Genomic DNA, 25,450 nt, shown 5'->3' on the forward strand with positions numbered 1-25,450 from the left:
CCTCGTACTGGACGTACTTGGATGACTCCGACAACGCAGCGAGTGTGCGTGCCAGGCGTCGTGGGCCAGGCGGGACTTTCGAAACACGCCCTAGTTCTCACCGTTGTCCTGGAGCCCGCGCCGCCCGCCCCGTTCAGTACGACGCCGCCTCGAAGAGCGCGTGCATCGCGCGGCGCAGTTCGGTGACGTCCCGCACCGGCGTGGGGAAGTCGAAGCGCACGTCGAAGGTGCGCTGCCCGATGAACCGCACCCGCAGGCCGAACCTGTCCAGCGCCAGGGGGACCGCCCGCTGCCGGTCCGCGGCCGCGGACGCGGCCTCTGCGCCTCCCCGTTCCCCCAGCAGCGAGCCCAGTGCCTGTACCTGGTCGCCGTGCGCGGAGTGCAGGTGCTGCAGCAGCTCGGTCTCGTGGGCGACGAGAGGGTCGACCGAGGCGCTCGCGAACGCCTCCGGCTCCACCTGCGAGACGCCCCACAGGTCGTCGACGTTCGCCTCCTTGACCTCCAGGCGCAGCATCATGAAGCCGGGCTCCGTTGCGAGGCCGGGCACGCAGGTCAGCCAGCCGTCGACCCAGGCGCGTCCCCGGATACGGTTGGGCACGGCGACCGGCGCGACGTCGGTGATCTCCAGCACGGCCGGCAGCTCGTCGTCCTGCGCGTGTGTGGCGGCCCGTACGGCGGGTGCGTCTGCCGGAAAGAGCAGGAAGACCTCGCCGTCGGTGCCGACCGCCCGGGCCTGGGGGCTCAGCTGCTCGGGCCGGGCGCCTTCCACCCCGGGGACGAGCAGGACCGCCGAGCATGTACTCTGTACGAGAGTTCGTGTGCGCTCGGCTGCTGACGGCATCCGAGTGATTTCAAGCCCGCTGGGACGCGGCTGACCATGAGCTGATCGGACCTCCGTCACCTCGATGCTCGAAGAAGCGTCGGTGTTCTCTGTGCTGTCCGTGATGCGCTTGGTGTTCCCAGGGCGAGACATGCGATCTCCTTGAGTAAGGTGAGCCTAACCTAACCTACAACGGAGGTCTGGAGAACGTGCCTAACCAGTCGCGTCCCAAGGTCAAGAAGTCTCGCGCGCTCGGTATCGCGCTGACGCCGAAGGCCGTCAAGTACTTCGAAGCCCGCCCCTACCCGCCGGGCGAGCACGGCCGTGGCCGCAAGCAGAACTCGGACTACAAGGTCCGTCTGCTCGAGAAGCAGCGCCTGCGCGCGCAGTACGACATCAGCGAGCGCCAGATGGCGCGCGCCTACGACCGCGCCAGGAAGGCCGAGGGCAAGACCGGTGACGCGCTCGTCATCGAGCTCGAGCGCCGCCTCGACGCCCTGGTCCTGCGTTCGGGTATCGCCCGCACCATCTACCAGGCCCGTCAGATGGTCGTCCACGGCCACATCGAGGTCAACGGTGGCAAGGTCGACAAGCCGTCGTTCCGCGTCCGTCCCGACGACGTCGTGATGGTCCGCGAGCGCTCCCGCGAGAAGCCGCTGTTCCAGGTCGCCCGTGAGGGTGGCTTCGCGGCCGACGGCGAGACCCCCCGCTACCTGCAGGTCAACCTCAAGGCCCTGGCGTTCCGCCTGGACCGTGACCCGCAGCGCAAGGAAGTTCCGGTCATCTGCGACGAGCAGCTGGTCGTCGAGTACTACGCCCGCTGACCTTGGGGGCCGCTCCCGGCAGTAGCGGGGGCAAGTAGTCGCTTCGCAGCTTCAGCCCGCCGTCTCCCCGCCGCTCGCGGTGGGGAGACGGCGGGCTGCCGCGTTTCCTGGGGGTGGACGCGCTGCTCCCGACCGGCCCGGGCCGCGGCGGCTCCGGCACCGCGAGGGCGCGCCGCACCGCCGTCTCGAGGGAGAGTCCGTTCCCCTCCCGTACGCGGATCCGGGTCGCGCAGGAGCGACAGTTCACGCAGCCGCACACCGTCGCCGTACCGATTCCGCACGGCCGCCGCGGCATGCAGCGCGGGGCGGGACTTGCCCACTCCGCCCGCCCCGACGACGGTGACCGGCCGAGCCCGCCCAGGGCGCCGCGGAGCGCGGCGAGTTCGTCGGCACGGCCCACGAACCGGTTCAGTCCGGCGGGGACGTCGGTGTGGCGGTGTCGCACAGGGCACGCAGGGTGCTCACCCATAAGCACTGCGTACAATCCGCCCGGTCGGCCACCGGGCTGTGCACCGGCTTAATGCGGTACGGGCGGCCATTGAGGGCGCGATAGGCTCGGAGGACGATTTTCGAGTACCCGAAGACGAGCAGAGAGCGGTGCGCAGTGACCGGTGGAGAGGTTGCCGGGATTCTGGTGGCCGTCTTCTGGGCGATCTTGGTCTCCTTCCTCGCCGTGGTGCTGGTGAGGCTGGCCCAGACGCTCAGGGCGACCACCGAACTCGTGGCGAACGTGACCGAACAGGCGGTGCCCCTGCTGGCCGACGCCTCCGCGACGGTGCGCTCGGCGCAGACCCAGCTCGACCGGGTCGACGCCATCGCGACGGACGTCCAGGAAGTCACGTCCAACGCCTCGGCGCTCTCCACGACGGTCGCGTCGACCTTCGGAGGCCCGCTGGTCAAGGTCGCCGCCTTCGGATACGGCGTTCGCCGCGCGATGAGCCGCAAGAGCGACGACAAGCCCGCGGCGCCGTCGCGCGGCCCCGTGATCGTCGGCCGCACTGTGCCGGGTGCCCGGCGCAGGAACCGGAAGGGCTGAGAACGATGTTCCGCCGCACGTTCTGGTTCACCGCCGGCGCAGCAGCCGGGGTGTGGGCCACCACCAAGGTCAACCGCAAGCTCAAGCAGCTCACCCCTGAGAGCCTCGCCGCGCAGGCCGCGGACAAGGCGGTCGACGCGGGCCATCGGCTCAAGGACTTCGCACTCGACGTCCGCTCCTCGATGGCGCAGCGCGAGGGTGAACTCGCCGAAGTGCTGGGCCTGCACGCGACGCCCGGACGTGAGCTTCCCGCGCAGCGGGGCAGGGCCGCCCTGGGCCGGAACGAGCCCGCACAGATCACCTATCTGCACGGCAAGACGTCACACGACAAGCATTCGCACACCGAGCACTCGCCCGGCGAAGAGCCGAACGGCGAGCATTCGCACAACCGGAATGAGGACCACTGATGGAGTCGGCTGAAATCCGCCGCCGCTGGCTGAGCTTCTTCGAGGAGCGCGGGCACACCGTCGTGCCTTCGGCGTCGCTCATCGCGGACGACCCGACTCTGCTCCTCGTCCCCGCGGGCATGGTCCCGTTCAAGCCCTACTTCCTCGGTGAGGTCAAGCCGCCCGCCCCGCGCGTGACCAGCGTGCAGAAGTGCGTGCGCACGCCCGACATCGAAGAAGTCGGCAAGACCACCCGGCACGGCACGTTCTTCCAGATGTGCGGCAACTTCTCCTTCGGCGACTACTTCAAGGAAGGCGCCATCAAGCTCGCCTGGGAGCTGCTCACCAGCCCCCAGGACAAGGGCGGTTACGGCCTCGACCCGGAGAAGCTCTGGATCACGGTCTACCTCGACGACGACGAGGCCGAGCAGATCTGGCGCGACGTCGTCGGCGTGCCCGCCGAGCGCATCCAGCGCCTCGGCAAGAAGGACAACTTCTGGTCGATGGGCGTCCCCGGCCCCTGCGGCCCCTGCTCCGAGATCAACTACGACCGCGGTCCGGAGTTCGGCGAGGAGGGCGGCCCTGCCGTCAACGACGAGCGCTACGTGGAGATCTGGAACCTGGTCTTCATGCAGTACGAGCGCGGCGCCGGCGACGGTAAGGAGGACTTCCCGATCCTCGGCGACCTGCCGAGCAAGAACATCGACACCGGTCTCGGTCTCGAGCGTCTCGCCATGATCCTGCAGGGCGTGCAGAACATGTACGAGACCGACACCCTGCGCGTCGTCATGGACAAGGCGACCGAGCTCACCGGTGTGCGGTACGGAGACAAGCACGACACCGACGTCTCGCTCCGCGTGGTCGCCGACCACATCCGCACCTCCACGATGCTCATCGGAGACGGCGTCACCCCCGGCAACGAGGGCCGTGGCTATGTGCTGCGCCGCATCATGCGCCGCGCCATCCGCAACATGCGCCTGATGGGCGCCACCGGCCCGGTCGTCAAGGACCTCGTCGACATCGTGATCGACACCATGGGCCTGCAGTACCCGGAGCTGATCACCGACCGCAAGCGGATCGAGACCGTCGCCCTCGCCGAGGAGGCCGCCTTCCTCAAGGCCCTCAAGAGCGGCACCAACATCCTCGACACCGCGGTCACCGAGACCAAGGCCAAGGGCGGCGCCGTGCTGCCCGGCGACAAGGCGTTCCTGCTCCACGACACCTGGGGCTTCCCGATCGACCTCACCCTCGAGATGGCTGCCGAACAGGGCCTGACCGTGGACGAGGAAGGCTTCCGCCGCCTGATGAAGGAGCAGCGGGACAAGGCCAAGGCCGACGCCAGGGCCAAGAAGACCGGCCACGCCAACCTGTCCGCCTACCGCGAGGTCGCCGACAACTCCGGTATCACCGAATTCACCGGCTACACCTCCACCGAGGGCGAGTCGACCGTTGTCGGCCTGCTCGTCGACGGAGTCTCCTCCCCGGCCGCCTCCGAGGGCGACGAGGTCGAGGTCGTCCTCGACCGCACCCCGTTCTACGCCGAGGGCGGCGGTCAGCTTGCCGACCAGGGCCGCATCAAGCTGCACTCCGGCGCCGTCATCCAGGTCCGCGACGTCCAGCAGCCCGTCCCCGGTGTCAGCGTCCACAAGGGCGTCGTCCAGGTCGGAGAGGTCACCGTCGGCGCCTCCGCCTACACCGCCATCGACGTACGCCGCCGCCGGGCCATCGCCCGCGCCCACAGCGCCACCCACCTCACTCACCAGGCGCTGCGCGACGCCCTCGGCCCAACGGCCGCCCAGGCCGGTTCCGAGAACTCCCCGGGCCGCTTCCGCTTCGACTTCGGCTCGCCGAACGCCGTTCCCGGTACGGTCCTCACGGACGTCGAGCAGAAGATCAACGAAGTGCTCGCCCGCGAACTCGACGTGCACGCCGAGGTCATGAGCATCGACGAGGCCAAGAAGCAGGGTGCCATCGCCGAGTTCGGCGAGAAGTACGGCGAGCGCGTGCGCGTCGTGACCATCGGCGACTTCTCCAAGGAGCTGTGCGGCGGCACGCACGTCCACAACACCGCCCAGCTGGGCCTGGTGAAGCTGCTCGGCGAGTCGTCCATCGGCTCCGGAGTCCGCCGTGTCGAGGCCCTCGTCGGTGTCGACGCGTACAACTTCCTCGCCAAGGAGCACACGGTCGTCGCCCAGCTCCAGGAGCTGGTCAAGGGCCGCTCCGAGGAACTGCCGGAGAAGATCGCCGCCATGCTCGGCAAGCTGAAGGACGCCGAGAAGGAGATCGAGAAGTTCCGCGCGGAGAAGGTGCTCGGCGCCGCCGCCGGGCTCGCCGAGGGCGCCAAGGACGTCCGTGGTGTCGCCCTGGTGACGGGCACCGTCCCGGACGGCACCTCGGCCGACGACCTGCGCAAGCTGGTCCTCGACGTCCGTGGCCGCATCCCCGGCGACCGCCCTGCCGTCGTCGCCGTGTTCACCACGGCGGGCGGCCGTCCGCTCACGGTCATCGCCACCAACGAGGCCGCCCGCGAGCGCGGTCTCAAGGCCGGCGACCTCGTCCGTACCGCCGCCAAGACGCTCGGCGGCGGCGGTGGCGGCAAGCCGGACGTCGCCCAGGGCGGCGGCCAGAACCCGGACGCCATCGGCGACGCCGTGGCCGCCGTCGAGCGCCTCGTCGCCGAGACCGCGTGACGTCCGCCATGCGCAGAGGCCGCCGTCTCGCGATCGACGTCGGTGACGCCCGGATCGGGGTCGCCTCGTGCGACCCCGACGGGCTCCTGGCCACACCGGTGGAGACCGTGCCGGGACGCGACGTCCCGGCCGCCCACCGGCGACTGCGTCAACTCGTCGAGGAGTATGAGCCGATCGAGGTCGTGGTCGGCCTGCCCCGCTCGCTGAGCGGTCGGGAAGGGCCGGCGGCCAAGAAGATCCGGAGCTTCGCGCAGGTGCTCGCCCAGGGCATCAAGCCGATCCCGGTCCGGCTGGTCGACGAGAGGATGACCACAGTTACGGCCACGCAGGGCCTGCGCGCTTCGGGCGTGAAGTCCAAAAAGGGCAGGTCCGTCATCGACCAGGCTGCCGCTGTGGTGATCCTGCAGAACGCTCTGGAGTCCGAACGTGCGTCCGGTGCTCCGCCAGGCGAGGGCGTCGAAACGATTGTCTGATCGCGATACGGTAACGTTCCGCGCGATGCGGCGGTGTTCGAACAGCCGCCGCACAGAAAAGAGGCGGACCGCTCCGCGCCGTCTCGCGGCCCTAGGGGATCGATGACTGAGTATGGCCGGGGCCCCGGCTCCGAACCGTGGCATCCCGAGGACCCGCTGTACGGGGACCAGGGGTGGGAAGGTCGGCAGGCCGCGGCCGGTCACGATCCCTATGCGGAGCAGCCGCAGCAGCAGTACCCGCAGGGCGGGCAGCAGTACCTGCAGGGCGGGCAGCAGTACCTGCAGGGCGGGCAGCAGTACCCGCAGGGCGGGCAGCAGGGCCAGGACCCGTACCAGCAGCAGTACGGCGGCCGGCACGACGCGTACCAGGATCCGTACCAGCAGTCCGGTCAGCAGCATGGGCAGCAGCAGTACCAGGACCCGTACCAGCAGCATCAGCAGCACCAGTACAACGCCGGCTGGGACACAGGCCGGCAGCAGGCCGCGCCGTACGGCGAGGACCCGTCCGCCACGTACGGCGGTCAGCCCGGCGGTTACGCCGCCCGGCAGGAGTCCGACCATTACGGCACCCCCGAGGCCTACCCGCCGCCGCAGCCCCCGAGCCGCCGCCGGTCCGAGCCGGAGCCCGCCACCGACTGGGACGCGGAGGCGGCTCAGGAGGAGACCCACCCCTTCTTCACCGGCGATGACGGCCGCGACGACGACGGCCGGGACGACGATCCGCGCGAGCCGCGCGGCGGCGGCGGTCGTGACCGCCGTGGCAAGGGCAAGAAGAAGAGCCGCAACGGCCTGGCCTGCCTCGTGGTCGCGGCGGTCCTCGCCGGCGGCCTCGGCGCCGTCGGCTACTTCGGATACCAGTTCTGGCAGGGCCAGTTCGGCGAGGCCCCGGACTTCGAGGGCACGGGCATCGCCACCACCGTCGAGGTGACGATCCCCAAGGGCGCCACCGGGAACGAGATCGGCGCCATCCTCAAGGAGAAGGGCGTCGTCAAGAGCATCGACGCGTTCGTCTCCGCCCAGACGAAGAACCCGAAGGGTGTTGCGATCCAGGAGGGCGTCTACCTCCTGAAGAAGGAGCAGTCGGCCGAGAGTGCGGTCGAGTCGATGCTCGATCCGGCCAGCCACAACAACCTGATCGTCGCCGAGGGCAGGCGCAACGCCGCCGTCTACAAGCAGATCGACGAGCGGCTGAAGCTCAAGGCCGGCACCACCGAGAAGGCCGCCGAGGCGAACGCGGACGGCCTTGGCCTGCCCGACTGGGCGAAGAACCACAAGGACGTCAAAGACCCCCTGGAAGGCTTCCTCTTCCCGGCCGCCTATCCCGTCTCCAAGGGCGAGAAGCCCGAGGAGATACTCAAGAAGATGGTCGCACGCGCCAACCAGGAGTACACGAAGGCCGGTCTGGAGTCGAAGGCCAAGGGCCTCGGTCTCGAGAGCCCCTGGGAGCTGCTGACCATCGCGAGCCTGGTCCAGGTCGAGGGCAAGACGGACGACGACTTCCGCAAGATGTCCGAGGTCGTCTACAACCGTCTCAAGCCGACCAACACCGAGACGAACCAGAAGCTCCAGTTCGACTCCGCGTTCAACTACCTCAAGGGTCAGAGCAAGATCGACATCTCTGAGGACGAGATCAACAGCAACCAGGACCCGTACAACACGTACACGCAGAGGGGCCTGACGCCCGGCCCCATCAGCAATCCGGGCAACGAAGCCCTGGAGGCCGCCGTCAACCCGACGGACGACGGCTGGCTCTACTTCGTGGCGACCGACGGCATGGCGAAGACCGAGTTCGCCAAGACGCTCGCCGAGCACCAGAAGCTGGTGGACAAGTTCAACGCTTCGAGGGGCAATTGATGTCCCCTGCCCGCCGCCGCGCGGCAGTCCTGGGCTCGCCCATCGAGCACTCTCTCTCCCCGGTCCTGCACCGCGCCGCCTACGACGAACTCGGCCTCGACGACTGGTCCTACGACCGGTTCGAGGTCGACGAGGCGGCGCTGCCCGGGTTCGTCGCCGGGCTCGACGCGTCCTGGGCAGGGCTGTCGCTGACCATGCCGCTCAAGCGGGCGATCATCCCGCTGCTCGACGGGATCAGCGACACCGCGGCGTCCGTGGAGGCCGTCAACACGGTGGTCTTCACCGAGGACGGGCGGCGCGTCGGCGACAACACCGACATCCCCGGCATGGTCTCCGCGCTGCGTGAGCGCGGCGTGGGCACGGTGGACTCCGCCGCCGTCCTGGGCGCCGGTGCCACCGCGTCCTCCGCGCTCGCCGCGCTCTCCCAGGTGTGCTCCGGCCCGGTCACCGCTTACGTCCGCAGTGCTGCCCGGGCGGACGAGATGCGGGGCTGGGGCGAGCGGCTCGGCGTCGACGTCCGGATCGCCGACTGGGCGGAGGCCGCCGAGGCCCTGCACGCGCCGCTGGTCGTCGCCACCACCCCGGCGGGTACCACGGACGCGCTCGCGGCCGAGGTGCCCGAGGTCCCCGGCACACTCTTCGACGTCCTCTACGAGCCGTGGCCCACCGCCCTGGCCGCCGCGTGGGCCGGCAGGAACGGTCCGGTGGTCGGCGGACTCGACCTTCTGGTCCACCAGGCGGTGCTCCAGGTCGAGCAGATGACAGGCCGTTCGCCGGCACCCTTGGGGGCGATGCGCATTGCCGGTGAACGCGCGCTCGAAGCCCGCTAGTATCTGCGCGTTCGATCAGGGGCACGTCAACAGCACAGGGGGACTCCGACCATGGGAACCGGTCAGCCGCAGGCGTCGATCGCCAAGCACGTCTTCGACGGCGTCGTCTCGTTCCTCCCCGAGTGGCTGCAGGTTCCGCTGCTGTGCCTCGTCCTCCTGCTCGTCGTGATCGGCTGGGTGTCGTCGATCAGGAGGAAGATCGCCCGGCGCCGCGCGGCCAGAAACCCCCAGCCGGCCGTCGTGCCGCAGGGCGGCCAGGGCAGCGGCGCCGACTATCTCGGCCAGTACGCGCCGGCCCGGTCGGGTGCCGCACAGCCCGCGCAGCAGCCCAGCGGCGCCGACTTCCTCGGCGCCTACGCTCCCCAGCAGCGGCGCGACGCCGACTGACCGCTGTCCACGGGACGTCCGCCTGCTGGACCGGCGACCGAGTGGACGCCCCGGACGTGGGAGGATCGGATTAGGCGGGCCAGGGCCGCGCACCCGGGCGCGCCGTCGCAGTTCGAGGCGCGAGCATGAGGAGCACCGTTGAGCAGGTTGCGTTGGCTGACCGCGGGCGAGTCGCACGGACCCGCACTGGTGGCGACGCTGGAGGGTCTTCCCGCCGGTGTGCCGATCACCACCGACATGGTGGCGGACCACCTCGCCAGGCGGCGCCTCGGCTATGGGCGCGGTGCCCGGATGAAATTCGAACGCGACGAGGTCACCTTCATCGGCGGCGTGCGCCACGGGCTGACCATGGGCTCGCCGGTGGCGGTCATGGTCGGGAACACCGAGTGGCCGAAGTGGGAGAAGGTCATGTCGGCCGACCCCGTCGACCCCGACGAACTCGCGCAGCTCGCCCGCAACGCGCCCCTGACCCGGCCCCGGCCCGGTCACGCCGACCTCGCCGGAATGCAGAAGTACGCGCTCGAGGAGGCCCGGCCGATCCTGGAGCGCGCCAGCGCCCGGGAGACGGCGGCCCGGGTCGCCCTGGGCGCGGTGGCCCGCTCGTACCTGAAGGAGACGACGGGCATCGAGATCGTCTCCCACGTGGTCGAGCTGGCCGCGGCCAGGGCTCCCTACGGAGTCGTCCCCGTCCCCGCCGACGAGGAGCGCCTCGACGCCGATCCCGTCCGCTGCCTCGACGCCGACGCGAGCAAGGCGATGGTCGCCGAGATCGACCAGGCCCACAAGGACGGCGACACCCTCGGCGGCGTCGTCGAGGTCCTCGCTTACGGCGTGCCGGTCGGCCTCGGCTCGCACGTCCACTGGGACCGCAGGCTCGACGCCCGGCTCGCCGCCGCGCTGATGGGCATCCAGGCCATCAAGGGCGTCGAGGTCGGCGACGGCTTCGACCTGGCCCGTGTGCCCGGCTCCAAGGCGCACGACGAGATCGTGCCCACCGAGGAGGGCATCCGCCGTACCTCGGGCCGCTCCGGCGGCACGGAGGGCGGCATGTCGACCGGCGAGCTGCTGCGCGTACGCGCAGCGATGAAGCCTATCGCGACGGTGCCGCGGGCGCTGAAGACGATCGACGTCGAGACCGGCGAGCCCGCCGCGGCCCACCACCAGCGCTCCGACGTGTGTGCCGTGCCCGCCGCGGGCATCGTGGCGGAGGCCATGGTGGCGCTGGTCCTCGCGGACGCGGTCGCGGAGAAGTTCGGCGGCGACAGCGTCACCGAGACCCGCCGCAACGTCAGCTCGTACCTCGACAACCTCCACATCCGGTGAGCGCCCCGCTGATCGTCCTCGTGGGGCCCATGGGCTCGGGCAAGTCCACGGTCGGCGAGATCCTCGCCGGACAGCTGGGCGTGGCCTTCCGGGACACCGACGCGGACATCGTCGCCGCCCAAGGGCGCGAGATCGCCGACATCTTCATCGAGGACGGCGAGCCGGCCTTCCGCGCCCTCGAGCGTGCCGCGGTCCGCGCCGCGCTCGACGAGCACACGGGCGTGCTCGCACTCGGCGGCGGCGCCATCCTCGACGAGGGGACGCGCGAGCTGCTCACCGGCCTGCCCGTCGCCTACCTCTCGATGGACGTGGAGGAGGCGGTGAAGCGCGTCGGCCTGGGCGTGGCCCGCCCACTCCTGGCGGTCAACCCGCGCCGTCAGTGGCGGGAGCTGATGGACGCCCGCCGCCCGCTGTACACCGAGGTGGCCCGCGTCGTCGTGGCCACCGACGACCGCACCCCCGAAGAGGTCGCGCAGGCGGTCCTCGACGCACTGGAGCTGAAGGACGTATGACTGACCAGGCAGTGACCCGTATCCAGGTCGGCGGTACGGCCGGCACGGACCCGTACGAGGTACTGGTCGGCCGGCAGCTGCTGGGCGAGCTGCCGGGCCTGATCGGGACCGCCACCCAGCGGGTGGCCGTCATCCACCCCGAGGCGCTCGCTGAGACCGGTGAGGCGCTCCGCGCCGACCTCGCGGACCAGGGCTACGAGGCCGTCGCGATCCAGGTGCCCAACGCCGAGGAGGCCAAGACAGCCGAGGTCGCCGCCTACTGCTGGAAGGCACTCGGCCAGACCGGCTTCACCCGCACCGACGTCATCGTCGGCGTCGGCGGCGGCGCCACCACCGACCTCGCCGGCTTCGTCGCCGCGACCTGGCTGCGCGGCGTCCGCTGGATCGCCGTCCCGACGACCGTGCTCGGCATGGTCGACGCGGCTGTGGGCGGCAAGACCGGCATCAACACCGCGGAGGGCAAGAACCTCGTCGGCGCCTTCCACCCGCCGGCCGGTGTGCTGTGCGACCTCGCGGCGCTGGACTCGCTCCCGGTCAACGACTACGTCAGCGGCATGGCCGAGATCATCAAGGCCGGATTCATCGCCGACCCGGTCATCCTCGACCTGGTGGAGTCGGACCCGCAGGGCGCCCGTACGCCCGCGGGGCCCCACACCGCCGAGCTGATCGTGCGCTCCATCCAGGTCAAGGCCGACGTCGTCTCCAGCGACCTCAAGGAATCCGGTCTCCGCGAGATCCTGAACTACGGGCACACCCTCGCCCACGCCATCGAGAAGAACGAGCGCTACAAGTGGCGGCACGGAGCGGCCGTCTCCGTCGGCATGGTCTTCGCCGCCGAACTCGGCCGTCTCGCCGGACGTTTGGACGACGCCACCGCCGACCGGCACCGCAGCGTCCTCGAGTCCGTCGGGCTGCCGCTGACCTACCGGGGCGACCAGTGGCCCAAGCTGCTGGAAACCATGAAGGTCGACAAGAAGTCCCGCGGCAACGTGCTGCGCTTCATCGTCCTCGACGGCCTCGGCAAGCCGAACGTCCTCGAGGGTCCCGACCCGGCGGTGCTCCTCGCCGCTTACGGGGAGGTCTCCGCGTGACCCGCCGGGTGTTCGTCCTCAACGGGCCGAACCTCGGCCGCCTCGGCTCCCGCGAGCCCGATGTCTACGGGGCGACCTCCTACGCGGGCCTGGTGGAGACCTGCCGGACGCTGGGCAAGGAGCTCGGCTTCGACGTGGACGTGCGGGAGACGAACGACGAGGGGGAGATGATCCGCTGGCTGCACGAGGCTGCGGACGGGTCGATCCCGGTCGTTCTCAACCCCGGTGCCTTCACGCACTACTCGTACGGGATGCGCGACGCCGCCGCGCAGCGGACCGCGCCCCTCATCGAAGTGCACATCTCCAACCCGTACGCCCGCGAGACCTTCCGCCACACCTCCGTCGTCGCGGCGGTCGCCAGCGGCACGGTCGCCGGATTCGGCGTCGGCTCCTACCGGCTCGCGCTGCGCGCGCTGGCGGACGAACTGGGCGGCTGACGCGGCCCGGTCGCCCGGCGGGCACTTCGAGCGGTCCCCGGCCGTTGTCCATCCGGCGGCCGGGCCCCGGCAGCACATCTGAGCGGCACCGGGAGGGTACCGTTCGGTAGCACGGCGGCCATCGGCCGTCTGATCAAGCGTCAGTCGCACGAGACGGAGTGGCACCGGATGCAGCACGCAGTGGGGGCTCCGCTGCCGCCGCCCCACGGACCGGGGCAGGGACCGGCCGGATGGATACACAGCGCTCAGCACCCCGGGCAGGTACCGGTGCCCGGACCGCCACCGCCGCCGGCCTCGCCCGCGGCGTCTCCCGCACCGCAGGGCGCGCCACCGCCGCCCGCGCCGCCCGGCTGGACCGGCAATGCACCGCAGGGCGCGCCACTGCCGCCCTCCCGTGAGGGTACGTCCACGGGCCACATCCAGCTCCCGCCCGGCGGACCGGTTCCCATACCGGCCCCGCCCCAGGCGGACAGCGGCACGGGCGCGGCCATGCTGGCCGTGCTGCTGATCGGTCCCGCCGGAGCCGGCAAGACCACCGTGGCGCGTCACTGGGCCAAGCACCGCCGGGTGCCCACGGCGCACATCAGCCTGGACGACGTCCGCGAGTGGGTGTGCTCCGGTTTCGCCGACCCCCAGTCGGGCTGGAACGACAATTCCGAGGCCCAGTACCGCCTCGCCCGCCGCACCTGCGGCTTCGCTGCCCGCAACTTCCTGGCGAACGGCATCTCCTGCATCCTCGACGACGCGGTCTTCCCCGACCGCCCCGTCGTCGGCCTCGGCGGCTGGAAACGCCACGTCGGCCCGGGGCTGCTGCCCGTGGTGCTGCTGCCCGGCCTCGAGATCGTCCTCGAACGCAACGCGGAGCGCAGCGGGAACCGACGCCTGTCGGACGAGGAGGTCGCGGGGATCCACGGGCGGATGGCCGGGTGGTACGGGTCGGGTCTGCCGATCATCGACAACTCGAAGTACGACGTCGAGACGACGGCGCGGGTCCTGGACGACGTCCTGGCCCGGGCCATCGCGAGCCCGCCGAGCTGGTAGGCGGCGCGGGGGCCGGGCCGCTGCGGGTGCGGGGGTGGCCGCGGGCGTGTGGGTGGCCGCTGCGCGAGGCCGTCCCTTACGCCCACGGCCTGGCGGCCGGGGGACCCCCACTTCCCGAACCGGGGTAAGCCCCGGACCCCCTACCGCGCTGCGCGGTGTCCTCGATCTCCCCCTACGGCTTGGCGGCCGTGGACGGGGGTACTTCCCACGCCGCCAGGCGTAGGGGGAGCGCCCCCCGGACGGGCTGAAGCTGCCGGGCAACTCAAGCGCCGCCGGCGATTGAGGCGCGGGGTTCGGGCTGAGCGCTGACGAGTGGGCCACTTCCGGCCCTGCTGCCGGGAGTGCGTCTCAAGCCTCGCCGGTGGGTTCGGGGGGCGGAGCCCCGACACGACCGGCCGCACCCAGCCCCGTCGGCGGGAGTGCATCTCATGCCTCGCCGGTGATTGAGGCGCGGGGTCCGGGGGCGGGGCCCCGACAGTACCGGCCGCACCCAGCCTCGCCGGCGATTGAGGCGCGGGGGTTCGGGGGCGGGGCCCCGATGACCCGTCGGCCGCGTCACCAGGCCCGCAGGGCTCCGCGCTCGTACGCTCGGAGAATGTCTGAGGTGTATGGGATCCGCCGGGCCCGGCTGCGTGATCGCTTCGCGGCGACCGGCAGCGCGGCGGCCCTGATCTCCCGGCCCGCCAATGTCCGCTATCTCGCCGGCGGTGCACCGCCGGGCGCCGTGCTGCTGCTGGGGCCGGGGGAGGACGTGCTGCTCTGCCCCCGGGTGCCGACCGGCGACATCGCCGACGGGCGGCCCGACGAGCATCTGCGGCTGGCGTTGCTGCCGACGTCGACCGGCGACGCGGCCGTTGCGGCCGCCGAGCTGGCGCGCACCGACGGCGTGGAGTCGCTGGCGGTAGAGGAGCACCATCTGACCGTCGCCAGGCACCGCGCCCTCAGCTCCGTGGCGCCACAGCTGCGGCTGGCCGACCTCGGGCTCGCCGTCGAGCAGCAGCGGATCGTCAAGGACGAGGACGAGATCGCCTGCCTGCGTATCGCGGCGGAGATCACCGACCAGGCGCTCGGCGAGCTGCTGGAGTCCATCCTGGTGGGCCGCACCGAGCGGCATCTCGCCCTCGAGCTGGAGCGCCGCCTGGTCGACCACGGCGCCGACGGCCCCGCGTTCGCGACCTCCGTCGCGACCGGCCCCGATTCGGGGCGTGCCGGTCACCGGCCGGGTGACCGGCGGGTGGAGGAGGGCGACTTCCTCACCGTCTGCCTCGGAGCGAACTACCGCGGCTACCGCTGCGAGATCGGCCGTACGTTCGTGATCGGCACGAGTCCCGCGGACTGGCAGATCGAGCTCTACGATCTCGTCTTCGCCGCTCAGCGGGCCGGACGGGAGGCACTGGTGCCCGGTGCGGCCTATCGCGACGTGGACCACGCGGCCCGGCAGATCCTGGACGTGGCGGGGCACGGGGAGGACCTGGCACCCCGTACGGGGCACGGTGTCGGACTCGAAATCGACGAGGACCCGCAGCTGGCCCCTGCGGCCATGGGTAAACTGGACGCTTGTGTGCCGGTCACCGTCGAACCGGGGGTCCACCTCCCGGGCCGGGGCGGGGTCCGGATCGATGACACGCTCGTCGTGCGCCAGGAGGCGGACGGCGGACCCGAGCTACTCACCATCACGACCAAGGAGCTGCTCGCGCTGTAGCGCGGACGCCCAGGTCGTCCACCAGCGTCAGTCCAGGAGATTCCGCAACCGTGGCTTCCACGAACGACCTCAAGAACGGCATGGTGCTCAAGCTCGACGGAGGCCAGCTCTGGTCCGTCGTCGAGTTCCAGCACGTCAAGCCCGGCAAGGGCCCGGCCTTCGTGCGCACCAAGCTCAAGAACGTGCTCTCCGGCAAGGTCGTCGACAAGACCTTCAACGCAGGCGTGAAGGTCGACACGGCCACCGTCGACCGCCGCGACATGCAGTTCTCGTACATGGACGGCGAGTACTTCGTCTTCATGGACATGCAGACGTACGACCAGCTGATGGTCGACCGCAAGGCGGTCGGTGACGCCGCGAACTTCCTGATCGAGGGCTTCACCGCCAGCGTCGCGCAGCACGAGGGCGAGGTGCTCTACGTCGAGCTGCCGGCCGCCGTCGAGCTGACCATCCAGCACACCGAGCCGGGTGTGCAGGGCGACCGCTCCACCGGTGGGTCCAAGCCCGCCACCCTGGAGACCGGCTACGAGATGCAGGTCCCGCTCTTCATCACCACGGGCGAGAAGATCAAGGTCGACACCCGTTCCGGCGACTACCTCGGCCGGGTGAACAGCTAACCGTGGCCGCCCGTAACAAGGCCCGCAAGCGTGCCTTCCAGATCCTCTTCGAGGCCGACCAGCGCGGGGCGTCCGTGCAGACGGTCCTCGCGGACTGGGTCCGGCACGCCCGTACCGACGAGCGGCAGCCGCCGGTCGCCGAGTACACGATGGACCTCGTCGAGGGGTATGCGGGGCATGCGGACCGCATCGACGATCTCATCGCCACCTACGCCGTCGGCTGGACGATCGACCGTATGCCGGTCGTCGACAGGAACATCATCCGGCTCGGCGCGTACGAACTCGTCTGGAAGGACGAGACCCCCGACGCGGTGGTGATCGACGAGGCGGTGCAGCTCGCCAAGGAGTTCTCCACCGACGAGTCCCCGGCGTTCGTGAACGGCCTGCTCGGCCGCTTCAAGGACCTCAAGCCGAGCCTGCGCCGCGACTGAACCCGCGGTCCGGCCGGTTTCACCAGGCCCGGGGCAGAAGACCTCTCGTCTTCTGCCCCGGGCCTGGTGTTCTGCCCGGGGCCGCGTCCGGCGCCGCTCCGGGGGCCGCGGAGTCTCTCCGCCTTTCGGGTGACCGCACCGACCGAAACACTCCGGCAGGCGGAAAGCCCGGAGGGCGGGACCGGTCCGGACCGGTCCCGCCCTCCGGCGTGACGTTTCTTCGGAAAAGGGGCGTCAGCTCTCCTCGTGCGCGACCGCACGGCGCGCGTCGGCGTCAAGGACGCCCCAGCTGATGAGCTGCTCGGTCAGGACCGACGGCGACTGGTCGTAGATCACGGCCAGCGTGCGCAGGTCGTCCTGGCGGATCGACAGCACCTTGCCGTTGTAGTCGCCGCGCTGCGACTGGATCGTCGCCGCGTACCGCTGCAGCGGGCCGGCCTTCTCCTGGGGGACGTGCGCCAGACGCTCCAGGTCCAGGACGAGCTTCGGCGGCGGCTCGGCGGCCCCGCCCGGCGTCGTGCCCGGAAGCAGCTCCTGCACCGGGACCCCGTAGAAGTCCGCCAGCTCGGCCAGACGCTGTACGGTCACGGCACGGTCGCCGCGCTCGTACGAGCCGACCACGACGGCCTTCCAGCGGCCCTGGGACTTCTCTTCCACGCCGTGGAGGGAAAGCCCCTGCTGGGTGCGGATGGCGCGGAGCTTGGCCCCGAGCTGCTTTGCGTATTCGCTGGACATATAGCTCCCCGGACGCTGTGACAACGTGCGGCTCGGCCGCGCGACTGGTAACTCACTGTGAGGTTACGCAGCGTTACTTGTCTGAGTCAAGCCGAGCGGTCCGGACCGGTTTCGGCCAGGGCGCTCGGCCCTGGACCCAGTGCATCCATCAAGCCCTGGTAACGTTGACTGCGCAATTCCGACGTCCTTTAAGGTCCGTCCCGTGAGGCGGAGAAGGAGGTCCGTTTCCCATGGACACCCAGAGCACTTCCGATGCCGCCAGGCCTGTTCTCGAGGGCCCCGACATCGCGCGGGTACTGACCCGCATCGCCCACGAGATCGTCGAGCGCGCCAAGGGCGCCGACGACGTGGTGCTTCTCGGCATTCCGACCCGCGGTGTGTATCTGGCCCGCCGGCTCGCCGACAAACTCGAAGGGATCACCGGCCGAAAGATGCCGGTCGGCTCCCTCGACATCACGATGTACCGCGACGATCTGCGCCTCAAGCCGGCCCGCGCGCTCGCCCGCACGGAGATCCCCGGCGACGGCATCGACGGTCGCCTCGTCGTCCTCGTCGACGACGTGCTCTTCTCCGGCCGCACCATTCGCGCGGCCCTCGACGCCCTCGGCGACCTCGGCCGCCCCCGGGCCGTGCAGCTCGCGGTCCTCGTCGACCGCGGCCATCGCGAGCTCCCCATCCGCGCCGACTACGTCGGCAAGAACCTCCCCACGTCGCTGCGCGAGACGGTCAAGGTCCAGCTCGCGGAGGAGGACGGTCGCGACACCGTGCTGCTCGGCGTGAAGGAGACCGCCCCGGTCGGCGAGCGATAGCGCACCCGTACGTCCCATCCCTTCGTACGGCGTGCACTTCCGCGCGCCCGCATGTCTTGAAAACCTCCACAGATCTGGAGAGAACCCCCAGATGATGCGTCACCTCATCTCGGCCGCCGACCTCACCCGCGACGAAGCCGTCCTCATCCTCGACACCGCGGAGGAGATGGCCCGGGTCGCCGACCGCCCGATCAAGAAGCTTCCGGCCCTGCGCGGCCGCACCGTCTGCAACCTCTTCTTCGAGGACTCCACCCGGACCCGGATCTCGTTCGAGGCCGCGGAGAAGCGACTCTCGGCCGATGTCATCAACTTCGCCGCCAAGGGCTCGAGCGTCTCCAAGGGCGAGTCCCTGAAGGACACCGCCCAGACGCTGGAGGCGATGGGCGTCGACGCCGTCGTCATCCGCCACGGCGCCTCCGGAGCCCCCTACCGCCTTGCCAACTCCGGCTGGATCGACGCCCCCGTCATCAATGCCGGGGACGGCACCCACCAGCACCCCACCCAGGCTCTGCTGGACGCCTTCACCATGCGTCGCCGCCTCGTCGGCAGGGACGCCGGTCTCGGCCAGGACCTGGCGGGCAAGCACATCACCATCGTGGGCGACGTGCTGCACAGCCGGGTCGCCCGGTCCAACGTCGACCTGCTGCACACCCTCGGCGCAGAGGTCACCCTCGTCGCACCGCCGACCCTGGTGCCGGTGGGCGTCGGGACCTGGCCCTGCGAGGTGTCGTACGACCTGGACTCGACGCTGACCAAGTCCGACGCCGTGATGATGCTGCGCGTCCAGCGCGAGCGGATGAACGCCGCGTTCTTCCCGACCGAGCGGGAGTACTCCCGGCGCTACGGCCTGGACGGCGACCGGATGGCCCGCATGCCGGAGCACGCGATCGTGATGCACCCCGGCCCGATGGTCCGCGGCATGGAGATCACCGCCGAGGTCGCGGACTCCGACCGCTGCACGGTCATCGAGCAGGTCGCCAACGGTGTCTCGATCCGCATGGCCGTGCTCTACCTGCTGCTCGGCGGCAACGAATCCGACGCCCCCACCACCACCCGTACCGAGGAGAAGTAAGACATATGAGCAAGATCCTGATCCGTGGTGCGAAGGTGCTCGGCGTCGATGCCCAGGACGTCCTGATCGACGGCACGACCATCGAGGCGGTAGGAACCGGGCTGTCCGACGAGGGTGCGCAGGTGATCGAGGCCGAGGGGCAGATCCTGCTGCCGGGCCTCGTCGACCTGCACACCCATCTGCGCGAGCCCGGCCGTGAGGACTCCGAGACCGTCCTCACCGGCACCCGGGCGGCCGCGAGCGGCGGCTACACCGCCGTGTTCGCCATGGCCAACACCTTCCCCGTCGCCGACACCGCCGGCGTCGTCGAGCAGGTCTACCGGCTCGGCAAGGAGTCCGGCTACTGCGACGTGCAGCCCATCGGAGCCGTCACCGTAGGCCTCGAGGGCAGGAAGCTCGCCGAACTCGGCGCGATGCACGAGTCCGCGGCCGGTGTCACCGTCTTCTCCGACGACGGCAAGTGCGTCGACGACGCCGTGATGATGCGCCGCGCCCTGGAGTACGTGAAGGCCTTCGGCGGCGTCGTCGCCCAGCACGCCCAGGAGCCGCGCCTCACCGAGGGCGCTCAGATGAACGAGGGCGTGGTCTCCGCCGAGCTCGGCCTCGGCGGCTGGCCGGCCGTCGCCGAGGAGTCGATCATCGCCCGCGATGTGCTGCTCGCCGAGCACGTCGGCTCCCGCGTGCACATCTGCCACCTGTCGACCGCCGGCTCCGTCGAGATCGTGCGCTGGGCCAAGTCCCGCGGCATCGACGTCACCGCCGAGGTCACCCCGCACCACCTGCTGCTGACCGACGAGCTGGTCCGCTCGTACAACCCGGTCTACAAGGTCAACCCGCCGCTGCGCACCGAGCGCGACGTGACGGCGCTGCGCGAGGCGCTCGCCGACGGCACGATCGACATCGTCGCCACCGACCACGCCCCGCACCCGCACGAGGACAAGGACTGCGAGTGGGCCGCGGCCGCCATGGGCATGGTCGGCCTGGAGACCGCCCTGTCCGTCGTCCAGCAGACGATGGTCGAGACCGGGCTGCTCGACTGGGCGGGCGTCGCCGACCGCATGTCCGTCAAGCCCGCGCAGATCGGCCGGGCACAGGGACACGGGCGGCCCGTCTCGGCTGGTGAGCCCGCCAACCTCACCCTGGTCGATCCGGCATACCGTGGTCAGGTGGACCCCGCGGGCTTCGCCTCCCGCAGCCGCAACACCCCCTACGAGGGCCGTGAGCTGCCGGGACGCGTCACCCACACCTTCCTGCGGGGCCGGGCGACGCTCGTGGACGGGAAGCTGGCGTGACACCTGAACTCATCAACATGGCCGCGGAACCGAAGTCGGCGGAGGTGACCGACTGGGCCGCCCGCATCGGCTGGGTCGTCGGCCTGCTGCTCTTCGTCGCCTTCGTCTACTGGCTGATGCGCCAGGGCTGGAAGTGGCGCGGCTCGCTCCAGTCGGACCTGCCCGAGCTGCCCACCGCGCCGACCGGTCCCGGTGCCGCGAAACTGACGATGACCGGCCGCTACCACGGCTCCACGACAGCCGGGCAGTGGCTCGACCGGATCGTCGCTCACGGCCTGGGCGTCCGGTCCCGTGCCGAGCTCACACTCACGGATGCGGGCCTGGTCGTCGTACGGCCCGGCGCGCAGGACTTCTTCGTACCGGCGAAGGCGCTGCGCGGTGCCCGGCTCGACAAGGGCATCGCGGGCAAGGTGCTCGCGGAGGGCGGTCTGCTGATCGTCACCTGGGCGCACGGCGACCGGCTGATCGACTCCGGCTTCCGCTCCGACCACGCGGCCGAGCAGAGCACCTGGGCCGACACCCTGGCTGCCCTCATCCGGGGGACGGCCCCCGAAACCCCCGAATCCATGATCAACACGACGGAAGGCACCGCACGATGACGATCTCCACCCGGGGAGCCGCCAAAGCTCCCGCCGTACTCGTCCTGGAGGACGGCCGCACCTTCCGCGGCCGCGCCTACGGGGCCGTGGGGGAGACCTTCGGCGAGGCGGTGTTCAACACCGGCATGACCGGCTACCAGGAGACCCTCACCGACCCCTCCTACCACCGTCAGGTCGTTGTGATGACCGCCCCGCACGTGGGCAACACCGGCGTCAACGACGAGGACGACGAGTCGAAGCAGATCTGGGTCGCCGGCTACGTCGTGCGGGACCCCGCCCGTATCCCGTCCAACTGGCGCTCCCGCCGCACCCTCGACGACGAGCTTGCCGCCCAGGGGATCGTCGGCATCAGCGGCATCGACACCCGTGCCCTCACCCGCCACCTGCGCGAGCGCGGCGCGATGCGTGTCGGCATCTTCTCCGGCGAAGCGCTCGCGGACGACGCGACGCTGCTCGCCCGGGTGCTCGAGGCGCCCGAGATGAAGGGCGCCGACCTCTCCGCCGAGGTCGCCACCACCGAGGCCTACGTCGTCCCCGCGATCGGCCCCGACGGCGCAGCCGTCCCGATCGGCACCGCGAAGTTCACCGTCGCCGCGCTCGACCTCGGCATCAAGGGCATGACCCCGCACCGCATGGCGGAGCGCGGCATAGAGGTCCACGTCCTGCCCGCCACCGCCACCGCCGAGGACGTGTACGCCACCAACCCGGACGGCGTCTTCCTCTCCAACGGCCCCGGCGACCCCGCCACCGCCGACCTGACCGTCATCAAGTCGGTGCTCGAGCGCCGGACGCCGCTGTTCGGCATCTGCTTCGGCAACCAGCTGCTCGGCCGCGCGCTCGGCTTCGGCACGTACAAGCTGAAGTACGGTCACCGCGGCATCAACCAGCCCGTGCAGGACCGTACGACCGGCAAGGTCGAGGTCACCGCACACAACCACGGGTTCGCCGTCGAGGCCCCCCTCGACAAGGTGTCCGACACCCCCTACGGCCGCGCAGAGGTCTCCCACGTCTGCCTCAACGACCACGTGGTGGAGGGTCTCCAGCTGCTCGACCAGCCGGCCTTCAGCGTCCAGTACCACCCCGAGGCGGCCGCGGGCCCGCACGACGCCGCGTACCTCTTCGACCGCTTCGTATCCCTGATGGAGGCCGAGCGTGCCTAAGCGCACCGATATCCAGTCCGTCCTGGTCATCGGCTCCGGCCCGATCGTCATCGGCCAGGCCGCCGAGTTCGACTACTCCGGCACCCAGGCCTGCCGCGTCCTCAAGTCCGAGGGTCTGCGCGTCATCCTGGTCAACTCCAACCCGGCCACGATCATGACCGACCCGGAGATCGCCGACGCCACCTACGTCGAGCCGATCACCCCGGAGTTCGTCGAGAAGATCATCGCCAAGGAACGCCCCGACGCCCTGCTGCCCACCCTCGGCGGTCAGACGGCGCTCAACACCGCCATCTCCATGCACGAGCAGGGTGTGCTGGAGAAGTACGGCGTCGAGCTGATCGGCGCCAACGTCGAGGCGATCAACAAGGGCGAGGACCGCGACCTGTTCAAGGGCGTCGTCGACGCCGTCAACGCCAAGATCGGCCACGGCGAGTCCGCCCGCTCGGTCATCTGCCACTCGATGGACGACGTGCTCAAGGGCGTCGACACCCTCGGCGGCTACCCGGTCGTCGTCCGCCCCTCCTTCACCATGGGCGGCGCCGGCTCCGGCTTCGCCCACGACGAGGAGGAGCTGCGCCGTATCGCCGGCCAGGGACTCACGCTCTCCCCGACCACCGAGGTGCTCCTGGAGGAGTCCATCCTCGGCTGGAAGGAGTACGAGCTGGAGCTGATGCGCGACAAGCACGACAACGTCGTGGTCGTCTGCTCCATCGAGAACTTCGACCCGATGGGCGTCCACACCGGCGACTCGATCACCGTCGCCCCGGCGATGACGCTCACCGACCGCGAGTACCAGCGGCTGCGTGACATCGGCATCGCCATCATCCGCGAGGTCGGCGTCGACACCGGCGGCTGCAACATCCAGTTCGCGGTCGACCCCAAGGACGGCCGGATCATCGTCATCGAGATGAACCCCCGTGTGTCGAGGTCCTCGGCGCTGGCTTCCAAGGCCACCGGCTTCCCGATCGCGAAGATCGCCGCGAAGCTGGCCGTCGGCTACACCCTCGACGAGATCCCGAACGACATCACCGAAAAGACCCCGGCCTCCTTCGAGCCGACCCTCGACTACGTCGTGGTCAAGGCCCCCCGGTTCGCCTTCGAGAAGTTCCCCTCCGCCGACGCCACCCTCACCACCACCATGAAGTCGGTCGGTGAGGCCATGGCCATCGGCCGGAACTTCACCGAGGCACTGCAGAAGGCCCTGCGTTCGCTGGAGAAGAAGGGCAGCCAGTTCTCCTTCACCGGCGAGCCCGGCGACAAGGACGAGCTGCTGCGTGAGGCGGTCCGCCCCACCGACGGCCGGATCAACACCGTCATGCAGGCCGTCCGGGCGGGCGCGAGCCCCGAGGAGGTCTTCGCGGCCACCAAGATCGACCCGTGGTTCGTGGACCAGCTCTTCCTGATCAAGGAGCAGGCGGACGAGCTCGCCGCCGCCGAGAAGCTCGAGCCCGAGCTGCTCGCCGACGCCAAGCGCCACGGCTTCTCCGACGCCCAGATCGCCGAGATCCGTGGCCTGCGCGAGGACGTCGTGCGCGAGGTCCGGCACGCACTCGGCATCCGGCCGGTCTACAAGACGGTCGACACCTGCGCCGCCGAGTTCGCCGCGCGGACGCCGTACTTCTACTCGTCCTACGACGAGGAGTCCGAGGTCGCGCCGCGCACCAAGCCCGCCGTGATCATCCTCGGCTCCGGTCCGAACCGCATCGGCCAGGGCATCGAGTTCGACTACTCGTGCGTCCACGCCTCCTTCGCGCTCAGCGACGCGGGCTACGAGACCGTGATGGTCAACTGCAACCCGGAGACCGTCTCGACCGATTACGACACCTCCGACCGCCTGTACTTCGAGCCGCTGACGCTCGAGGACGTGCTGGAGATCGTCCACGCCGAGTCGCTCGCCGGCCCCATCGCCGGTGTCGTCGTCCAGCTCGGCGGCCAGACGCCGCTGGGTCTCGCCCAGGCGCTCAAGAACAACGGGGTCCCGGTCGTCGGCACCCCGCCGGAGGCCATTCACGCGGCCGAGGACCGCGGCGCCTTCGGCCAGGTGCTCGCCGAGGCGGGTCTGCCCGCGCCCAAGCACGGCACCGCCACCACCTTCGCGGGTGCCAAGGCCATCGCCGACGAGATCGGCTACCCGGTCCTGGTCCGTCCGTCGTACGTGCTCGGCGGCCGCGGCATGGAGATCGTCTACGACGAGGCGCGCCTCGAGGCGTACATCGCCGAGTCCACCGAGATCTCGCCGACCCGCCCCGTCCTCGTCGACCGCTTCCTCGACGACGCCATCGAGATCGACGTCGACGCGCTCTACGACGGCACCGAGCTCTACCTCGGCGGCGTGATGGAGCACATCGAGGAGGCCGGCATCCACTCCGGCGACTCGGCGTGCGCCCTGCCCCCGATCACCCTCGGCGGCTTCGACATCAAGCGCCTGCGCGCCTCCACCGAGGCGATCGCGAAGGGCGTCGGGGTCCGCGGCCTGATCAACATCCAGTTCGCGATGGCCGGCGACATCCTCTACGTCCTGGAGGCCAACCCGCGCGCCTCCCGGACCGTCCCCTTCACCTCGAAGGCGACCGCGGTCCCGCTCGCGAAGGCCGCCGCGCGCATCTCGCTCGGCGCGACCATCGCCGAGCTGCGTGAGGAGGGCCTGCTGCCGAAGAACGGCGACGGCGGCACGCTCCCCATGGACGCGCCGATCTCCGTCAAGGAGGCCGTCATGCCGTGGAGCCGCTTCCGCGACGTGCACGGACGCGGCGTGGACACCGTCCTCGGCCCGGAGATGCGCTCCACCGGCGAGGTCATGGGCATCGACTCCGTCTTCGGCACGGCGTACGCCAAGTCGCAGGCCGGGGCGTACGGCCCGCTGCCCACCAAGGGCCGCGCGTTCGTCTCGGTCGCCAACCGGGACAAGCGCTCGATGATCTTCCCGGCGCGTGAGCTGGTCGCCCACGGCTTCGAGCTGATGGCCACCTCCGGCACCGCCGAGGTCCTCAAGCGCAACGGCCTCAACGCCACCGTCGTGCGCAAGCAGTCGGAGGGCGAGGGCCCGAACGGCGAGAAGACCATCGTCCAGCTGATCCATGACGGCGAGGTCGACCTCATCGTCAACACCCCGTACGGCACCGGCGGCCGTCTCGACGGCTACGACATCCGCACCGCGGCCGTCGCGCGCGGCGTCCCCTGCCTGACCACGGTCCAGGCGCTCGCCGCCGCCGTCCAGGGCATCGACGCGCTGGGCCGCGGAGACGTCGGCGTCCGTTCGCTGCAGGAACACGCGGAACACCTGACCGCGACCCGCGACTAGCAACCACGAGGGGGACACCGGAAACGGT

At 70.6% G+C, this 25,450-nt stretch carries 24 protein-coding genes; 22 read left to right on the plus strand and 2 right to left on the minus strand.

What is annotated here, in order from left to right:
* Window positions 1-133: 133 nt before the first annotated feature.
* Complete coding sequence (locus tag ACZ4SA_RS34810) at window positions 134-841, minus strand: DUF2470 domain-containing protein (RefSeq protein ID WP_468282133.1); 708 nt, start codon at window positions 839-841, stop codon at window positions 134-136.
* Window positions 842-1,029: 188 nt separating this feature from the next.
* On the opposite strand from ACZ4SA_RS34810, the gene rpsD reads away from it, so the two are divergent.
* The 16 genes from rpsD (at window position 1,030) to nusB (ending at window position 16,454) form a co-directional block, all read left to right on the plus strand.
* Window positions 1,030-1,644 (plus strand): 30S ribosomal protein S4, encoded by a 615-nt coding sequence (gene rpsD, locus ACZ4SA_RS34815; RefSeq protein ID WP_468282135.1) that lies wholly within the window; start codon window positions 1,030-1,032, stop codon window positions 1,642-1,644.
* Between the two features lie 604 nt (window positions 1,645-2,248).
* On the plus strand, window positions 2,249-2,680 hold the full coding sequence (locus ACZ4SA_RS34820; protein ID WP_468282137.1) for a DUF948 domain-containing protein: 432 nt from the start codon (window positions 2,249-2,251) through the stop codon (window positions 2,678-2,680).
* A 5-nt stretch (window positions 2,681-2,685) separates the two neighbouring features.
* A complete protein-coding gene (locus tag ACZ4SA_RS34825; RefSeq protein ID WP_468282139.1) occupies window positions 2,686-3,087 on the plus strand; it encodes a DUF6167 family protein in 402 nt (133 codons plus the stop codon).
* Complete coding sequence (gene alaS / locus ACZ4SA_RS34830) at window positions 3,087-5,756, plus strand: alanine--tRNA ligase (RefSeq protein ID WP_468282141.1); 2,670 nt, start codon at window positions 3,087-3,089, stop codon at window positions 5,754-5,756. The genes ACZ4SA_RS34825 and alaS overlap by 1 nt, the downstream gene beginning before the upstream one ends.
* 8 nt (window positions 5,757-5,764) lie before the next feature.
* Window positions 5,765-6,229 carry a Holliday junction resolvase RuvX gene (ruvX, locus tag ACZ4SA_RS34835; RefSeq protein ID WP_403868317.1) on the plus strand — a complete coding sequence of 155 codons (465 nt, stop codon included), beginning with the start codon at window positions 5,765-5,767 and terminating at the stop codon, window positions 6,227-6,229.
* A gap of 102 nt (window positions 6,230-6,331) precedes the next feature.
* Window positions 6,332-8,083: an endolytic transglycosylase MltG gene (gene mltG, locus ACZ4SA_RS34840; RefSeq protein WP_468282143.1), complete on the plus strand. Its 1,752-nt coding sequence runs from the start codon at window positions 6,332-6,334 to the stop codon at window positions 8,081-8,083.
* Complete coding sequence (locus ACZ4SA_RS34845) at window positions 8,083-8,913, plus strand: shikimate dehydrogenase (protein WP_468282145.1); 831 nt, start codon at window positions 8,083-8,085, stop codon at window positions 8,911-8,913. The genes mltG and ACZ4SA_RS34845 overlap by 1 nt, the downstream gene beginning before the upstream one ends.
* A 51-nt stretch (window positions 8,914-8,964) precedes the next feature.
* On the plus strand, window positions 8,965-9,300 hold the full coding sequence (locus ACZ4SA_RS34850; protein ID WP_468282147.1) for a hypothetical protein: 336 nt from the start codon (window positions 8,965-8,967) through the stop codon (window positions 9,298-9,300).
* A gap of 138 nt (window positions 9,301-9,438) precedes the next feature.
* Window positions 9,439-10,623, plus strand: a complete 1,185-nt coding sequence (aroC, locus tag ACZ4SA_RS34855) for a chorismate synthase (RefSeq protein WP_468282149.1) — start codon at window positions 9,439-9,441, stop codon at window positions 10,621-10,623.
* Entirely contained in the window at window positions 10,620-11,135 is a 516-nt protein-coding gene (locus ACZ4SA_RS34860; RefSeq protein ID WP_468282151.1) for a shikimate kinase, read from the plus strand. The genes aroC and ACZ4SA_RS34860 overlap by 4 nt, the downstream gene beginning before the upstream one ends.
* Window positions 11,132-12,226 (plus strand): 3-dehydroquinate synthase, encoded by a 1,095-nt coding sequence (gene aroB / locus ACZ4SA_RS34865; RefSeq protein ID WP_468282153.1) that lies wholly within the window; start codon window positions 11,132-11,134, stop codon window positions 12,224-12,226. Before ACZ4SA_RS34860 ends, aroB begins: the two co-directional genes overlap by 4 nt.
* On the plus strand, window positions 12,223-12,663 hold the full coding sequence (locus ACZ4SA_RS34870; RefSeq protein ID WP_468282155.1) for a type II 3-dehydroquinate dehydratase: 441 nt from the start codon (window positions 12,223-12,225) through the stop codon (window positions 12,661-12,663). Before aroB ends, ACZ4SA_RS34870 begins: the two co-directional genes overlap by 4 nt.
* Window positions 12,664-12,831: 168 nt before the next feature.
* A complete protein-coding gene (locus tag ACZ4SA_RS34875; RefSeq protein WP_468282157.1) occupies window positions 12,832-13,704 on the plus strand; it encodes a Pro-rich N-terminal domain-containing protein in 873 nt (290 codons plus the stop codon).
* Between the two features lie 595 nt (window positions 13,705-14,299).
* Window positions 14,300-15,406, plus strand: a complete 1,107-nt coding sequence (locus ACZ4SA_RS34880) for an aminopeptidase P family protein (RefSeq protein ID WP_468282159.1) — start codon at window positions 14,300-14,302, stop codon at window positions 15,404-15,406.
* Window positions 15,407-15,456: 50 nt separating this feature from the next.
* On the plus strand, window positions 15,457-16,023 hold the full coding sequence (gene efp, locus ACZ4SA_RS34885; RefSeq protein WP_468282161.1) for an elongation factor P: 567 nt from the start codon (window positions 15,457-15,459) through the stop codon (window positions 16,021-16,023).
* A 2-nt stretch (window positions 16,024-16,025) separates the two neighbouring features.
* Complete coding sequence (nusB, locus tag ACZ4SA_RS34890) at window positions 16,026-16,454, plus strand: transcription antitermination factor NusB (RefSeq protein ID WP_468282163.1); 429 nt, start codon at window positions 16,026-16,028, stop codon at window positions 16,452-16,454.
* A gap of 234 nt (window positions 16,455-16,688) precedes the next feature.
* Here nusB and bldD read toward each other — a convergent pair whose 3' ends face one another.
* A complete protein-coding gene (bldD, locus tag ACZ4SA_RS34895) occupies window positions 16,689-17,189 on the minus strand; it encodes a transcriptional regulator BldD (protein WP_005319862.1) in 501 nt (166 codons plus the stop codon).
* A gap of 230 nt (window positions 17,190-17,419) precedes the next feature.
* Between bldD and pyrR the strand changes: the two genes are divergently transcribed.
* The 6 genes from pyrR to carB all read left to right on the plus strand — a co-directional run bounded on the left by pyrR (window position 17,420) and on the right by carB (window position 25,422).
* Window positions 17,420-17,998 carry a bifunctional pyr operon transcriptional regulator/uracil phosphoribosyltransferase PyrR gene (gene pyrR, locus ACZ4SA_RS34900; RefSeq protein WP_468282165.1) on the plus strand — a complete coding sequence of 193 codons (579 nt, stop codon included), beginning with the start codon at window positions 17,420-17,422 and terminating at the stop codon, window positions 17,996-17,998.
* Window positions 17,999-18,089: 91 nt separating this feature from the next.
* Entirely contained in the window at window positions 18,090-19,070 is a 981-nt protein-coding gene (locus tag ACZ4SA_RS34905; RefSeq protein WP_468282167.1) for an aspartate carbamoyltransferase catalytic subunit, read from the plus strand.
* Between the two features lie 5 nt (window positions 19,071-19,075).
* Window positions 19,076-20,362 carry a dihydroorotase gene (locus ACZ4SA_RS34910; RefSeq protein WP_468282169.1) on the plus strand — a complete coding sequence of 429 codons (1,287 nt, stop codon included), beginning with the start codon at window positions 19,076-19,078 and terminating at the stop codon, window positions 20,360-20,362.
* A 17-nt stretch (window positions 20,363-20,379) separates the two neighbouring features.
* A complete protein-coding gene (locus tag ACZ4SA_RS34915) occupies window positions 20,380-20,961 on the plus strand; it encodes a PH-like domain-containing protein (protein ID WP_468282181.1) in 582 nt (193 codons plus the stop codon).
* A complete protein-coding gene (carA, locus tag ACZ4SA_RS34920; RefSeq protein ID WP_468282171.1) occupies window positions 20,958-22,121 on the plus strand; it encodes a glutamine-hydrolyzing carbamoyl-phosphate synthase small subunit in 1,164 nt (387 codons plus the stop codon). Before ACZ4SA_RS34915 ends, carA begins: the two co-directional genes overlap by 4 nt.
* On the plus strand, window positions 22,114-25,422 hold the full coding sequence (gene carB, locus ACZ4SA_RS34925) for a carbamoyl-phosphate synthase large subunit (RefSeq protein WP_468282173.1): 3,309 nt from the start codon (window positions 22,114-22,116) through the stop codon (window positions 25,420-25,422). Before carA ends, carB begins: the two co-directional genes overlap by 8 nt.
* Window positions 25,423-25,450: the final 28 nt, after the last annotated feature.

The sequence above is a fragment of the Streptomyces sp. NPDC027962 genome (genome assembly GCF_055566095.1).

What these genes read in the sequence shown, in the direction of transcription:
- ACZ4SA_RS34810 (WP_468282133.1), bottom strand. Translation starts at nt 841, where the DNA reads ATGCCGTCAGCAGCCGAGCGCACACGAACTCTCGTACAGAGTACATGC.
- ACZ4SA_RS34825 (WP_468282139.1), top strand. Translation starts at nt 2,686, where the DNA reads ATGTTCCGCCGCACGTTCTGGTTCACCGCCGGCGCAGCAGCCGGGGTG.
- alaS (WP_468282141.1), top strand. Translation starts at nt 3,087, where the DNA reads ATGGAGTCGGCTGAAATCCGCCGCCGCTGGCTGAGCTTCTTCGAGGAG.
- ruvX (WP_403868317.1), top strand. Translation starts at nt 5,765, where the DNA reads ATGCGCAGAGGCCGCCGTCTCGCGATCGACGTCGGTGACGCCCGGATC.
- mltG (WP_468282143.1), top strand. Translation starts at nt 6,332, where the DNA reads ATGACTGAGTATGGCCGGGGCCCCGGCTCCGAACCGTGGCATCCCGAG.
- ACZ4SA_RS34845 (WP_468282145.1), top strand. Translation starts at nt 8,083, where the DNA reads ATGTCCCCTGCCCGCCGCCGCGCGGCAGTCCTGGGCTCGCCCATCGAG.
- ACZ4SA_RS34850 (WP_468282147.1), top strand. Translation starts at nt 8,965, where the DNA reads ATGGGAACCGGTCAGCCGCAGGCGTCGATCGCCAAGCACGTCTTCGAC.
- aroB (WP_468282153.1), top strand. Translation starts at nt 11,132, where the DNA reads ATGACTGACCAGGCAGTGACCCGTATCCAGGTCGGCGGTACGGCCGGC.
- ACZ4SA_RS34875 (WP_468282157.1), top strand. Translation starts at nt 12,832, where the DNA reads ATGCAGCACGCAGTGGGGGCTCCGCTGCCGCCGCCCCACGGACCGGGG.
- ACZ4SA_RS34880 (WP_468282159.1), top strand. Translation starts at nt 14,300, where the DNA reads ATGTCTGAGGTGTATGGGATCCGCCGGGCCCGGCTGCGTGATCGCTTC.
- bldD (WP_005319862.1), bottom strand. Translation starts at nt 17,189, where the DNA reads ATGTCCAGCGAATACGCAAAGCAGCTCGGGGCCAAGCTCCGCGCCATC.
- pyrR (WP_468282165.1), top strand. Translation starts at nt 17,420, where the DNA reads ATGGACACCCAGAGCACTTCCGATGCCGCCAGGCCTGTTCTCGAGGGC.
- ACZ4SA_RS34905 (WP_468282167.1), top strand. Translation starts at nt 18,090, where the DNA reads ATGATGCGTCACCTCATCTCGGCCGCCGACCTCACCCGCGACGAAGCC.
- ACZ4SA_RS34910 (WP_468282169.1), top strand. Translation starts at nt 19,076, where the DNA reads ATGAGCAAGATCCTGATCCGTGGTGCGAAGGTGCTCGGCGTCGATGCC.
- ACZ4SA_RS34915 (WP_468282181.1), top strand. Translation starts at nt 20,380, where the DNA reads ATGGCCGCGGAACCGAAGTCGGCGGAGGTGACCGACTGGGCCGCCCGC.
- carA (WP_468282171.1), top strand. Translation starts at nt 20,958, where the DNA reads ATGACGATCTCCACCCGGGGAGCCGCCAAAGCTCCCGCCGTACTCGTC.